This is a genomic window from Kribbella albertanoniae (assembly GCF_004348455.1).
In the GTDB taxonomy this organism is placed as follows: Bacteria; Actinomycetota; Actinomycetes; order Propionibacteriales; family Kribbellaceae; genus Kribbella; species Kribbella albertanoniae.
Genome location: NZ_SMKA01000051.1, coordinates 25,077 through 38,001 on the forward strand (window position 1 = coordinate 25,077; position 12,925 = coordinate 38,001).

A 12,925-nucleotide genomic window follows, 5' to 3' on the forward strand; every position below is an offset into this window, starting at 1 on the left:
GGTCCTCATGATGGTCGACAGGAGTCTCATGACGGGTGCCAAACCATCACGGCGGCGCGTCGTTCAGGTCACACGACTCGATCGTGCGGCAACCGAACCCGACCTGTAACGCGCACGCGCTGTACGCCGTTTGCCGACTACGATGCTGTCCCGTGGGCCGCAACGACGACAGAGCCGGTACGGCGCAGCGCGAACGCGACGAGTGGCAGCTCGGCATCGACTGGGCGCGCTGGCTGCTGTCCGGGAACCACCCGCAGCCGTTGACCATCTACGGTCTCGTCCTCGAACCGGGTGAGGTCGCGTACGTCAACACACCCGCGCACTATGCCCGCCTGTACCGGGGGAGTGGGCGCTACACGCAGAGCGGTGGCTTCATCATCGGTCACCCGGCACTCGTCGTCGGAGCATTGGCTGCCAACGCTGCCGTCAATGCGAGCCGCAAGGCGGCAGCAAAGCGCAACACCGAGCTGATGTGGCGAGACCTGCAAGAGGTTCCCACCGTCGCGACGAACTACCGGATCCTCTGCCAACTGCCGGGCCGCGGCTGGTTGAGCTTCTACTACAACTCGGTGCAGGAGTTCTATCCCGATCCGGTCAACTGGCAGATCACCTTCGGATTCCAGAACGCCGAACCGCTCCAGCTCGGCGGTCTGGCTGTGCCGACCCTGTCCATCCTGACCGCATGGTGCGTGCTCGGCAGCGACCGCTGGCACGGCGAACCGGGCATCCAGCCGCTACTCCAAGCCGCCACCGCTCCCCAGATCGACCCATACGCCGTCCAAGGCGAGGTGGTCGCCGAGCAGCCGCGCGAACTCGGCACAGGCGAGCCCCGCGGACTCGGTAACCTGGAACCATGACAAGCCCGTACGAGGACGACGATCCGGTGCTGCCCGATCAGACCCGCGACGACGACCCGCGGGGCTGGGGCGAGAACGACCCCACCACCGACGACGACGAACGCATCCTCCGCGAGGTCCCCCCACACCACGGATGAGCCCAACGGTTCTCCTCGTCCATGGAGGTCTGTGGGATCCCATGGACGCCGAGAGATTCTGGGGTACGACGGGTATCACCGCCGGACTCACGTCTGCCGGTCTGACCGTGCTGGCCCCGGACCGTCCGAAGTATCCGACTGGCTGGGACATCGAGTTCGAAGCCCTCGGCGAGCTCCTGGCGAACCACGCCGAACCGCTCACCGTCGTCGGCGCATCCAATGGATGCACAGTTGCTGCCCGGATGGCGCTGGTCTACCCCGACGTTGTCGCGCGACTTCTTCTTGCGTGGCCGGCGACTTGCGGAGACTTCGAGGTCGACAAGCGCACGCGGGCCGGTCTGCACGGTCTTGGTTGCGTGCCCAAAGATGCGGATGACCTGCTGGCCGGTGGAACTTTGCGCGGCACAAGCGATGATGAGCTCCGTGGGTTGGCGAGGATCCCAGTAGCCGTCCTTCCCTCGGTGCCTGAGAATCCGATGCATCAGCGCAGGACCGTCGACGGGCTGCTGCAGTTGGTGCGGGGATGTCGCGAGCTGCCGGGCTGTCCTGAACCGCCGCGGCCCGACTTCCCGCCGTACCTGGCGCAGGTAGTGGCGACAATCGTGGAGTTTGTGAGTGGAGAGGTCAGGCGTGGAGCTGCGGGGGGTTTCTGAGCAGTACGACGTTTTGGTTGCGAGTTGGGCTGTGGATGCGGTTGAGGTTGGGTTGTTGGCGGGGCGGATGGAGTTTCCGTTTCCCAGCGAGCTGACCGGTAGCTGGCGCCGGGCTGCGTCGGATGTTCAGTCGTATCTGTTGTTCGACGGCGACCGGCCGGTGGGGTACGGCGAGGTGTGGGTGGATGACGATGAGGACGAGGTCGAGTTGGCCCGGATCATCGTTGATCCGGCGGTCCGCGGTCGTGGGATCGGATCGGCGCTGATCCAGGCGCTGCTCGGCCCGGCTCGGGATGCTGGGAGGTCGGAGATCTTCTTGCGGGTCCGTCCGGAGAACGCGGCCGCGATCCGGACCTACCTGCGGTGTGGTTTCGCCGACGTTCCGCAGGCCTCGATGGATGAGTGGAACGTCGGCCAACCGATCGCGTACCGCTGGATGCGGTACGGCGGGAGCAACTGAGTCAGGAGCGCTGGCGCAGGGAGTCGCGGATCTCGGTCAGCAGCTGCTGGTCGGTGGTCAGCGGCTCGTCGTCCGGTGCCGGCTCCTGGCCACGCTTGCGACGCTCGGCCAGCTTGTTCAGCGGCATCACGATGACGAAGTAAACCGCCGCCGCGACGGTCAGGAAGTTGAAGATCGCCTGCAGGATGAGCCCGATCCTGAAGTCCGCATTGTTGATCTGGAACGTCCAGACGTCGCTGATGTCCGGCTTGCCGAAGATGGCGGCGATCAACGGTGTGATTAGGCCGGCGACGATCGACTCGACGATCTTGACGAACGCCGCACCGATGACGAACGCAACGGCGAGGTCGACGACGTTGCCGCGCATGATGAATTCTTTGAAGCCCTTGAGCATTTGGAGTGCCTCCACGAAGCGGATGTTGTACTCCGGTCAACGTAGGACTGCACCGCAGGTCACGCGAGGGCACGCGCCGCAGTGATCAGCTCGTATCGGGTGTCAGTGCGACGCTGATTCTGGAATTCGTCGTGGCCTGGGCCAGCCTGGCGGCAACAGCGGGGGAGACGGCTGTCACGATCAGGGCACCGGTCGATCGTGAGGTCGGCAGGGCGATCACGCGGACGGCGTGAGCCACGAGACCGGCGGACGCGGTCGCCGTACTGGTGCCGGCGTAAAGGTCGAGGCGATCGCCGACCCGGAGCAGCGCACCGACCTCGGCGTCGTCGATGCGGAACGGGTACGCAACCGACCCGGACGGGACGAGACCTGGGCCGAGGAAGCGGGCGTCGGTGAGTGGTTCGCCGGCTCTGACCGGCCCGGTCAATACGCGAGCGGCAAGATCTGCGCCGGGTCTCAACGCTCCCGTGGGCACGGCATCGGCCGGGAGTTCGAGCGAGCGCAGGTGATCCGGAGCGGGCACAGCTCCGCCGGGTAGGTCGCGCGCCGCGGCCAGGACGGCGACTGTTGGAGGAGCGGCGGGGGTGAGAGAAGTGAGGCCGAAGTAGACGGCGGCCGCCGCGGCGACACCGGCCAGGAGACGGCGGTGCCAACGGGCAGCTCGGGACAGATCGCGAAGGAACGTAAGGCTTTTCATGCCAGAGAAAGTACGAGTTTCTCCGGCACTCCCTTCAGTTATCCACAGGCCAAAATCAGGCGGCGCTGGAGGAACTGGACGAGCTGCCCTTGCTCGGCGACGACGACGAGGAGTCCGAGGACTTCGCTGCGGGCTTGGAGTCCGACGAGGACGAGGACGAGGACGAAGACGACGTCGAGGACGACTCCGACTTGGCCGGGACCGCGCTCTTACCGGACGAGCGGCTGTCGGTGCGGTAGAAACCGGACCCCTTGAAGACAACACCCACCGCGTTGAAGACCTTACGCAGCGTGCCCTGGCACGCGGGGCAGACGGTCAGCGCGTCGTCGGTGAAGCTCTGCCGCACCTCGAGCGCCTCACCACAGTCGGTGCACTGGTACTGGTACGTGGGCACGGTTGGTTCCCTTCAGGCCGCTGGCACTCCTACTACTCGACTGCTAATAATGCGTCAGCGCCCCGAAGTATTCCAAACTCCCGTCTCAACTGCGCCCCGCAGCGCTCCCCGGACGCAGTGCGACGACCCCTCAGAACGCAGAGCAACGCAAAGTTCACCGGGACCCCATTTGGGGCCAGGGGCCGCATTCTCTACGGTTGGGTCCGTGCGTCGCCTGCTTCGAGCCGTCATCATCTGCGGTATCGCCCTCGCCACGGTTCTCGTGGTGATCGCCGGTACTGCTGTTTTCGTCGTCCGCCACTCCTTCCCGACGTACGACGGGACGGTCGAGCTGGCGGGTCTGGACGCCGATGTCGAGGTGGTCCGGGACAGCAACGGGATCCCGCAGATCTATGCCTCGAACCCGGCCGACCTGTTCGCCGCGCAGGGCTATGTGCACGCGCAGGACCGGTTCTTCGAGATGGACTTCCGCCGGCACGTCACCGCGGGCCGGCTGAGTGAGCTGTTCGGCCCGGACGCGGTGGAGACCGACAAGTTCGTCCGCACGCTGGGCTGGCGGCGGGTCGCGGAGAAGGAGCTCGGCCTGGTCAGCCCGTCCACCCGGCAGTACCTGGACGACTACGCCCGTGGTGTGAACGCCTACCTGGACAAGCACAGCGGCTCCGGCCTCAGCCTGGAGTACGCCGTACTCGGTCTGGATCCCAACGGCCGTCGGGACTACCGTCCGGAGCCGTGGACCGCGGCCGACTCGCTGGCCTGGCTGAAGGCGATGGCCTGGGACCTCGGCGGCAACATGGGTGAGGAGCTCAACCGCACGAAGCTGCTCGCCACCATCCCCTCGAAGAGCGTCGACTCCCTCTACCCGGCGTACCCGTTCGACCGGAACGAGCCGATCATCCCGACCGCTTCGGTCGGCGCGGACGGCAAGTTCAGCGCGACTCCGCCGCCCACCACCGAGCTTCGGCGCGGCATGCTGACCACCGACCTGCTGAAGTCGCTCGACTCGGTGGAGAAGGTCGCCAAGGGCCTGCCACAGCTACTTGGCCAGGGCGACGGCATCGGGTCGAACTCATGGGTCGTGTCCGGTGACCACACCGACAGCGGGAAGCCGCTGCTGGCCAACGACCCGCACCTCGGTGCCACCATGCCGGGCATCTGGTCGCAGGTCGGCCTGCACTGCACCAAGCAGAGCCGCACCTGTCCGTACGACGTCTCCGGCTTCAGCTTCGCCGGACTGCCCGGCGTGGTGATCGGCCACAACAATGCGATCTCCTGGGGCTTCACCAACCTCGATCCCGATGTCCAGGACCTGTACCTGGAGCGGATCGAGGGGGACAACGTCCTCTACAACAACCGCTGGAAGCCGCTGACCAAGCGTGAGGAGACCTTCCAGGTCGCCGGCCAGGACGAGCCGGTGAAGATCACCGTGCGGGAGTCCCGGCACGGCCCGATCATCTCTGACGTCGGCGCCGAAGAACGCGAGACCGGTGAGCTGGCCGCGCGGCGTGACAAGGCAGACAAGGCGTACGGCGTCGCCCTGCAGTGGACCGCGCTCCGGCCGGGCAAGACCGCCGACGCGCTCTTCGCGATCAACCGCGCGCAGAACTGGACCCAGTTCCGCGAAGCGGCCAGGCAGTTCGAGGTCCCCTCGCAGAACCTGATCTACGCCGACACCGAGGGACACATCGGCTACCAGGCTCCCGGGATGGTCCCGATCCGCAAGATCGCCAGCGGGAAGTGGCCGGTGGCCGGCTGGGACCCGCGCAACGACTGGACCAGCTACATCCCGTTCGACGCGATGCCCACCGAGTTCGACCCGGCCGACGGGATCATCGTCACCGCGAACCAGGCAGTGGTGCCGAAGTCGTACCCGTACTTCCTGAGTGACAGCTGGGACTACGGCTACCGGTCGCAGCAGATCCTGGACCGGATCAAGACGGCCGGCACGCTGGACGCGGCCAAGATGGCGTCGATCCAGCTGGACACCAAGAACCGCGCCGCCGAGATGCTGGTGCCGTCGCTGCTCAAGATCGGGATCAACGACGCCTTCGACCGGCAGGGGCAGGAGACGCTCAAGGGCTGGGACTTCACCCAGCCGGCCGACTCCGCACCGGCGGCGTATTTCAACGTCGTGTGGCGCAACCTGCTCACGCTGACCTTCCACGACCAGCTGCCGAAGGCGGCCTGGCCGGACGGCGGCTCCCGGTGGGTCGAGGTCGTGCACACCCTGCTCGGCCAGCCGAGCAACAGCTGGTGGGACGACCTGCGGACGCCGCAGGTCGAGAGTCGCGACGACATCCTGCGGCAGGCGCTGGTCGACGCGCGTGCGGAGATCACCAAGAAGATGGCTCGCGAGCCGTCGAACTGGCGGTGGGGCCAGCTGCACAAGCTCACGCTGGAGAACCAGACGCTGGGTACGTCGGGGATCGGCGTGGTCGAGAAGCTGTTCAACCGCGGCCCGTACGAGCTCGGTGGCGGTACGTCGATCGTGAACGCGACCTCCTGGGACGCAGCGGTCGGGTACGGCGTGACCTCGGTGCCGTCGATGCGGATGGTCGTCGACCTGTCCGACTTCGACAAGTCCCGCTGGATCAACCTGACCGGTACGTCGGGCCACGCGTTCTCGAAGAACTACACCGACCAGACCGAGCTGTGGGCCAAGGGCGAGACGCTGCCCTGGGCGTTTACTCGGGGCGCTGTCGAGGCCAAGCGCGAGCACACCCTCACGTTCACCGGCAAGCCCGAGCGCTAGGGCGTCCTAGCCAACAGGCACCAGTCCGCGCGGTGTGAGTGCCGCGTGGACCAGGTGGTCGTGCGGATCGGACGGCAGCGCGTCGACGACCTCGGAGTCGTAGACGGCTGCCCAGATCGGCGTACCGGGTGTGACGCGGGTGAGAGCTCGGTCGTACGAGCCACCACCACGGCCTAGTCGTACGCCGTCTCGCGCGACCGCTACGGCTGGACAGAGGACGAGCTGGGCAGTACTGATGGCCAGCGGGCCCAGATCGGCCCTCGGCTCGGACAAACCGAGGCGCCCCGGGACCAGATCCGCCGCTCCGGGCGCAACACCCCAGCCGAGGTCGTTGTCGGCGTACAGGATCGGCAGCAGCACCTCACGGCCGCTGGCCAGCAGCCAGTCGATCAGTGCGCCGGTCTGCGGTTCGGCGCCCATCGAGACGTACAGGGCGATCCGCTGCGCGCTCTGCAGGAGCGGTAGGGAGCGGGCGCCAGGCAGCAGGTCCTCGGCAGGCCTCGCGTTGCGGGCGGTGAGGAAGTGCTGCCGCGCTACGGCCTTCGACGCGAACACGGTCTGATCGTAGGCGGGCGTGACGCGGTTAACACTGCGATTACCCCGTGTCCCCTAGGGTTGTCGCATGAGTGAGGTCGGGTTACAGCAGGCTCAGGAGAAGATGCGGGCGGCCGGTGCCGCTGACGTTGCGATCCGGGTGTTCACCCACTACTACCGGCTCCTGGAGTCCGGGCAGCAGGGGACGATCCGCGAGGACGACATCGAGCCGGTGGGTGATCTGCCTCACCTGGACCACCTGGACACGGACCCTGAGGCGATGCGGTCGGCGCTGGCCGAGACCGTGGTGATCAAACTCAACGGCGGCCTCGGTACGTCGATGGGTGTCACCGGACCGAAGTCCGCGCTGCCGGTCAAGGACGGGCTGAGCTTCCTCGACATCATCGCCCGGCAGATCCTGAGCACGCGGCGCAAGTACGACGTACCGCTGCCGCTGGTGCTGATGAACTCCTTCCGCACCAAGGAGGAGTCCCTGCAGATCCTGAGCGAGTACGACGGTCTCGCGGTGGACGGTCTGCCGCTGGACTTCCTGCAGAACATGGAACCCAAACTGCTCGTCGAGGACCTCACTCCGGCCGAGTGGGAGCCGGATCCGGAGTTGGCGTGGTGTCCGCCGGGTCATGGCGACCTGTTCACCGCTCTGGTCGCGTCCGGCACGCTGGACGCGCTCCGTGAGCAGGGCTTCCGGCATGCGTTCATTTCGAACGCCGACAACCTCGGTGCGACCCCGGACCCGCGGATCGCCGCCTGGATGGCCGAGCACGACGTGCCGTTCGGGATGGAGGTCTGCCGGCGGACCCGGTCCGACCGCAAGGGCGGGCACGTGGCGGTGCGTAAGTCGGACGGCCGGCTGATCCTGCGGGACAGCGCGCAGGTCGCCGAGGAGGACACCAAGTACTTCCAGGACGTCACCCGGCACCGCACCTTCAACACCAACAACCTGTGGATCGACCTGGACCGGCTGGCCGACCTGATGGCCGGTCACGACGGCATCCTCGGCCTGCCGATCATGGTGAACCGCAAGACCGTCGACCCGGCTGACCCCACCTCGCCGAAGGTGATCCAGCTGGAGACCGGGATGGGGACCGCGATCGAGACCTTCGAGGGATCCCAGGCGGTGATCGTGGACCGCAGCCGGTTCAAGCCGGTCAAGACCACGAACGACCTGCTCGTCCTGCGTTCGGACGTCTACGAGCTGGACGACGCGGGCGACCTCACCACCACGCACGAGGGCGACGAGCCGTACGTCGACCTGGACCCGGAGCACTTCAAGATCCTGGCCGACTTCGACGCGCACTTCGCGGCCGGTGCGCCGTCGCTGGTCCGGGCCGACCGGCTCGAGGTCCGTGGCGACGTGGTGTTCGGCAAGGACGTCACGGTGATCGGTGAGGTCGAGATCGAGGCGGCTGCGGGTGAGCGGCGGCTGATCCCGGACGGGACGGTCCTCGAAGGCTCATGAAATACCTTCCCCGCCCCACCGCCCCGGTCGACGACCTCCTGATCCGGCCGCTGGAGCCGTACGACACCGACGAGGCAGCGCAGGTCTGGTGGCGCTCACGGCACGCACCCGGCGCACAGTTGCCGCCGGCGATCCACACTCCCGAGCAGGTGGCGACCTGGTTCGCCGAGGTGCTGCTGCCGGATGCGCAGACCTGGGTGGGACTCGACGACGGCCGGATCGTCGCCGTACTGACGCTGGACGGTGACGACCTCGACCAGCTGTACGTCGATCCTGAGCTGGCCGGTCGGGGCATCGGATCGACCCTGGTCGACCTGGCCAAAGACCTGCGTCCCGGCGGACTCGCACTGTGGACCTTCCAGACCAATCTGAACGCCCAGGCGTTCTACCGCTCACACGGCTTCACCGAAGTACGCCGTACTGACGGTGCAGCCAACGAAGAGCGCGCACCGGACGTCCGGATGGTGTGGGGTAAGCACCCGGAGCGCACCACCGACTAGGGTTCGGCAGGTGAAGCGCAGCGTTGAGGAGCATCTGGAGGCCGTGCTCGGGCGGGTGACCGCACTGCCGGCGTTCGACCAGCCGCTGATGGAGGCGCTCGGCCTGGTACTCGCCGAGGACATCGTCTCGGGAGTGAGCCTGCCCGGGTTCGACAACTCGGCCATGGACGGTTACGCCGTCCGCGCCGAGGATCTGGCCGGTGCGAGCGCCGAGGCGGCAATTACGTTGCCGGTGATCGGTGAGCAGCGTGCTGGGCAGAGTGTGCGAACCATAGTGACGCCGGGCACGTGCATGCGGATCATGACCGGCGCACCGATGCCACGGGGCGCGGACAGCGTCGTACCGGTGGAGTGGACCGACGGTGGCACCGTCAACGTGCGGATTGACCAGCAGCCACCTCTCGGTGGATCGGTACGGCGGTTCGGCGAGGACGTACAGGCGGGGCAGCAGGTGCTTGAGCGGGACACGTTGCTCGGGCCGCGGCAGATCGCCGTACTGGCTGCTGTCGGTCGGGCGCGGGTCAAGGCGCGGCCGCGACCGCGGGTGGTCGTGGTGTCCACCGGATCAGAGCTGCGCGAGCTGGGCACTGCTCTGGGCGAGGGGCAGATCTATGACTCGAACAGCTACACCATGGCGGCATGTGCTCGGGCCGCCGGTGCTGAGGTGTACCGGGTCGGGGTCGTCGACGACGATGCGAAGAAGATCATGGACACGCTGAACGACCAGCTGTCCCGTGCGGACCTGGTCATCACGACCGGTGGTGTCAGCAAGGGCGCATACGACGTGGTGAAAGAGGTGCTGTCCAAGACGGGCAGTGTGGACTTCCCAGAGGTCGCTATGCAGCCCGGGAAACCGCAGGGCTTCGGAGTGCTCGGTGCTGACGAGGTGCCGATCTTCACGCTGCCCGGGAACCCGGTGTCGGCGTACGTCTCCTTCGAGGTGTTCGTACGGCCGGCTCTGCGCAAGCTGATGGGCCAGATGCCGTACCAGCGGAGTCTGGCGCGCGGGGTGTCCCTGGACGGGTTCAACTCACCGTCCGGGAAGCGACAGTTCGTCCGTGCAGCGGCCAGGTCCGGTGACGAGGGCTGGATGGCCAGTACAGTCGGCGGGCACGGCTCCCACCTGCTCGGCGGGCTGAGCCGGGCGAACGCCCTGATCGTCGTACCGGAGGACGTGACGTCGGTCCGGGCCGGTGACCAGGTGGAGCTCTTGCTGCTGGACGAGGAGACCGGATGACGCAGGACCGGGGGCTGACCCACGTCGACGAGACGGGGGCGGCACGGATGGTGGACGTGTCCGGCAAGGACGTCGGCACCCGGCGAGCCGTTGCCTCCGGCAAGGTTCTGGTCTCGGCCGAGGTGGTCTCGGCGCTCCGCGGGGACGGTGTCCCGAAGGGCGATGCGCTCGGGGTCGCACGGATCGCCGGGATCATGGGGGCGAAGCGGACGCCCGACCTGATCCCGCTGTGCCATCCGATCGCGATCACCGGCGCCAAGGTCGACCTCGAGGTGGCGGACGACGCCGTACTGATCACTGCTTCGGTGAAGACGACTGATCGGACCGGTGTCGAGATGGAGGCGCTGACCGCGGTGGCGGTCGCGGGGCTCGCTGTCATCGACATGGTGAAGGCACTCGACCCGGCTGCTGTGCTGTCCGACGTACGGGTCGAGCGCAAAGAGGGTGGCAAGACCGGTCTCTGGGAGCGCTCGTGAAGGCGCTCGTCGTCAGCATCTCCAACCGGGCAGCTGCTGGCGTCTACACCGACACCACTGGTCCGCTGATCGCCGAGTGGTTGAGTGAGTGGGGTTTCGAGGTGTCCGGGCCGCAGGTGGTGCCAGATGGTGCACCTGTGGGTGAGGCGCTGCGTGCTGCGGTCAGTGCGGCGTACGACGTCGTACTGACGACTGGTGGCACGGGGATCTCGCCGACGGACCGCACGCCCGAAGAGACGGCTGCAGTCCTCGACAAGGTGGTCCCGGGTATTGCGGAGGCGATCCGCGCGTACGGCATCGCGAACGGCATACCGACTGCTGCACTGTCGCGTGGGCTCGCCGGAGTCGCCGGTACGACGGTCATCGTGAACCTGCCGGGGTCGCGTGGCGGCGTGAAGGACGGCCTCGCCGTACTGGAGCCGCTGCTGCGGCATGCGGTCGAGCAGGTGCGTGGTGGCGACCATGTGCGGACGGACACCGACTAATGGCGATCGTGCACTGGCCTGTCGAGCTGCAGCACGGACAGGTCGCACTGCGGCCGCTGCGTGCCGGTGACGGTGCTGAATGGGCAGCGGCCCGGCAGCGCAACGTCAGCTGGCTGCGGCCGTGGGATGCGACCCAGCCGCCCGGTGCGGAAGACGGTGCACGCACGTTCCGCGCCATGGCACGCGACTGGAACCGGCAGGCGCGGTACGGCCGGATGCTGCCCTTCGTCATCACGTACGGCGGTGCGGCCGGCGCAGGTGCCCGGGCGAAGTGGCCGCTGGTCGGCCAGCTCACCGTCTCCGGAATCACCTACGGCTCGGCCCGCTGGGCCAACCTCGGCTACTGGGTCGACGAACAGTACGCCGGTCGCGGCATCGTGCCGACGGCCGTGGCACTGGCCGCCGACCACTGCTGGTTCACCCTCGGACTGCACCGCATCGAGGTGGCGATCCGGCCCGAGAACAAAGCCAGCCTGCGGGTGGTGGACAAGCTCGGCTTCCGCTACGAAGGGGAGCGGCCGCGGTTCCTGCACATCGACGGCGACTGGCGCGATCACCGCATCTTCGCGCTCAACGTCGAAGAAGTCGGGCCGGGTCTCGTCTCCCGATTGCAGTGACTACGCTCCGTACTGTTCACATCAGTCACACGAGTCTTCTTGCGACACACCGCGCCACGTACCCCATCTGACGTGCGCTGGGTCTTAGCGTCGTCGCATGGGGACGACAGGACTGATCTATGTGGCGATCGTCGCCGCGTGGGCTGCCTACCTCGTCCCGATGATGCTGAAGCGGAACGACGAGGCCAGGCGCCGCTCGGCGGTGCCGTCGACGGCCGACGCGCGCGTCCTGTCGCGTGACCCGTCCACCACCCGGTACGTCGTCCGTCCACCGGGCTCGACGGACACCGCAGCGACCGACGCTGCCGACACCCTTGAGGCTGCCGACGACCTGTCGCCACCGAAGCGGTACGTCCCCAACCGAGCCCGCCGGGTGGCCGCTATGCGCCGCCGGCGGGTCCTGTCGATCCTGACCCTTTCACTGTTGTCGGTGACCGCACTGGCCGGCCTCGGCATGCTGCTGTGGTGGACCGTCGCGATCCCGGCCGGCCTGATCGTCGGCTTCGTCGTGCTCACCCGGGTCCAGCTCCGCCGCCAGGCCCGCGACCGCGCCCGCCGCGCGGCAGAACGCCGTACCAGGATGCAGGCCCACCATGACCGTGGCCCCGCCGGTAAACCCGCCCCGTCCCCCGACGACGAGCTCACCATCGAGGTCAAGCTCCCCGCTGACCCCGTCCCGGTCGTCGAGAAGCCCGCCGCGTCCACCGAAGGCCTCTGGGACCCCGTTCCTGTCACCCTGCCCATGTACGTGATGAAGGAGAAGGCGCCGGACCGCACGGTCCGCACCATCTCCCTCACCGACGACGAGGTCTTCTCCAGCGCCCGTACGACGGACCCCAGCGAGACCCCGTTCGTCGCCGATTCCCCGCCCCCGGCGGTCGAAGAACCCGAGGTCCGGCGGGCCGTCGGCGACTGAACTCGGTGGACAGGGCCGGTTTTAATCGACGACCATGAGCGTGTTAGAGTTTCGCGGTCGCCAAGGGAGACTTTCGGCGGCCGAATTGGGGCTTTGGCGCAGTTGGTAGCGCGCTTCGTTCGCAACGAAGAGGTCAGGGGTTCGAATCCCCTAAGCTCCACGAAGTCGATAGGCGAGGTGTGCGGCGCTTACAGCGCTCGCCGCCTCGCCTTCGTCGTTTTGTGCGCCTGCGCTTCGCTTGGCGCGGGCGGGGGCTTCGCCACCCGCACCCCCTTCGGCCTCGCTTCGCATCGGCCTGTGCGGGGCTGGGCTGGGCTTTCACGGTTCCCGGTGGGG

At 67.5% G+C, this 12,925-nt stretch carries 16 protein-coding genes and 1 tRNA gene; 13 read left to right on the forward strand and 4 right to left on the reverse strand.

Features of this window, described 5'->3' with window-relative positions; translation table 11 throughout:
- Positions 1-152: 152 nt before the first annotated feature.
- The 4 genes from E1261_RS14390 (at position 153) to E1261_RS14400 (ending at position 2,107) form a co-directional block, all read left to right on the forward strand.
- Positions 153-857 carry a hypothetical protein gene (locus tag E1261_RS14390; protein WP_238176220.1) on the forward strand — a complete coding sequence of 235 codons (705 nt, stop codon included), beginning with the start codon at positions 153-155 and terminating at the stop codon, positions 855-857.
- Complete coding sequence (locus tag E1261_RS45265) at positions 854-994, forward strand: hypothetical protein (RefSeq protein WP_165952493.1); 141 nt, start codon at positions 854-856, stop codon at positions 992-994. The genes E1261_RS14390 and E1261_RS45265 overlap by 4 nt, the downstream gene beginning before the upstream one ends.
- A gap of 41 nt (positions 995-1,035) precedes the next feature.
- Positions 1,036-1,647: an alpha/beta fold hydrolase gene (locus tag E1261_RS14395; protein WP_202874687.1), complete on the forward strand. Its 612-nt coding sequence runs from the start codon at positions 1,036-1,038 to the stop codon at positions 1,645-1,647.
- A gap of 67 nt (positions 1,648-1,714) precedes the next feature.
- Complete coding sequence (locus E1261_RS14400; protein ID WP_132406760.1) at positions 1,715-2,107, forward strand: GNAT family N-acetyltransferase; 393 nt, start codon at positions 1,715-1,717, stop codon at positions 2,105-2,107.
- A gap of 1 nt (position 2,108) precedes the next feature.
- Here E1261_RS14400 and mscL read toward each other — a convergent pair whose 3' ends face one another.
- The 3 genes from mscL to E1261_RS14415 form a co-directional block, all read right to left on the reverse strand.
- Positions 2,109-2,516 (reverse strand): large conductance mechanosensitive channel protein MscL, encoded by a 408-nt coding sequence (gene mscL, locus E1261_RS14405; RefSeq protein ID WP_238176221.1) that lies wholly within the window; start codon positions 2,514-2,516, stop codon positions 2,109-2,111.
- Positions 2,517-2,586: 70 nt separating this feature from the next.
- Positions 2,587-3,198, reverse strand: a complete 612-nt coding sequence (gene cpaB / locus E1261_RS45270; RefSeq protein ID WP_165952494.1) for a Flp pilus assembly protein CpaB — start codon at positions 3,196-3,198, stop codon at positions 2,587-2,589.
- Between the two features lie 55 nt (positions 3,199-3,253).
- Positions 3,254-3,592, reverse strand: coding sequence for an FmdB family zinc ribbon protein (locus tag E1261_RS14415; protein ID WP_132406764.1), 339 nt, complete (start codon positions 3,590-3,592; stop codon positions 3,254-3,256).
- Positions 3,593-3,797: 205 nt separating this feature from the next.
- Between E1261_RS14415 and E1261_RS14420 the strand changes: the two genes are divergently transcribed.
- A complete protein-coding gene (locus tag E1261_RS14420; protein ID WP_202874688.1) occupies positions 3,798-6,344 on the forward strand; it encodes a penicillin acylase family protein in 2,547 nt (848 codons plus the stop codon).
- Between the two features lie 6 nt (positions 6,345-6,350).
- Here the strand turns inward: E1261_RS14420 and E1261_RS14425 are convergent, their stop codons facing one another.
- Positions 6,351-6,899, reverse strand: coding sequence for a 5-formyltetrahydrofolate cyclo-ligase (locus E1261_RS14425; RefSeq protein WP_132406768.1), 549 nt, complete (start codon positions 6,897-6,899; stop codon positions 6,351-6,353).
- A 67-nt stretch (positions 6,900-6,966) separates the two neighbouring features.
- On the opposite strand from E1261_RS14425, the gene E1261_RS14430 reads away from it, so the two are divergent.
- From E1261_RS14430 to E1261_RS14465, 8 genes are all read left to right on the forward strand, one after another.
- Positions 6,967-8,358, forward strand: a complete 1,392-nt coding sequence (locus tag E1261_RS14430; RefSeq protein WP_132406770.1) for a UTP--glucose-1-phosphate uridylyltransferase — start codon at positions 6,967-6,969, stop codon at positions 8,356-8,358.
- A complete protein-coding gene (locus E1261_RS14435; RefSeq protein ID WP_132406772.1) occupies positions 8,355-8,858 on the forward strand; it encodes a GNAT family N-acetyltransferase in 504 nt (167 codons plus the stop codon). The genes E1261_RS14430 and E1261_RS14435 overlap by 4 nt, the downstream gene beginning before the upstream one ends.
- Positions 8,859-8,868: 10 nt before the next feature.
- Positions 8,869-10,095: a molybdotransferase-like divisome protein Glp gene (glp, locus tag E1261_RS14440; protein WP_132406774.1), complete on the forward strand. Its 1,227-nt coding sequence runs from the start codon at positions 8,869-8,871 to the stop codon at positions 10,093-10,095.
- Entirely contained in the window at positions 10,092-10,571 is a 480-nt protein-coding gene (moaC, locus tag E1261_RS14445; RefSeq protein ID WP_132406776.1) for a cyclic pyranopterin monophosphate synthase MoaC, read from the forward strand. Before glp ends, moaC begins: the two co-directional genes overlap by 4 nt.
- Positions 10,568-11,056 carry a MogA/MoaB family molybdenum cofactor biosynthesis protein gene (locus E1261_RS14450; RefSeq protein ID WP_202874689.1) on the forward strand — a complete coding sequence of 163 codons (489 nt, stop codon included), beginning with the start codon at positions 10,568-10,570 and terminating at the stop codon, positions 11,054-11,056. The genes moaC and E1261_RS14450 overlap by 4 nt, the downstream gene beginning before the upstream one ends.
- Positions 11,056-11,673, forward strand: a complete 618-nt coding sequence (locus E1261_RS14455; RefSeq protein WP_132406780.1) for a GNAT family N-acetyltransferase — start codon at positions 11,056-11,058, stop codon at positions 11,671-11,673. The genes E1261_RS14450 and E1261_RS14455 overlap by 1 nt, the downstream gene beginning before the upstream one ends.
- A 97-nt stretch (positions 11,674-11,770) precedes the next feature.
- A complete protein-coding gene (gene sepX, locus E1261_RS14460; protein ID WP_132406782.1) occupies positions 11,771-12,589 on the forward strand; it encodes a divisome protein SepX/GlpR in 819 nt (272 codons plus the stop codon).
- Positions 12,590-12,676: 87 nt separating this feature from the next.
- Positions 12,677-12,749, forward strand: a tRNA-Ala gene (locus E1261_RS14465).
- The last annotated feature ends 176 nt before the right edge of the window (positions 12,750-12,925 follow it).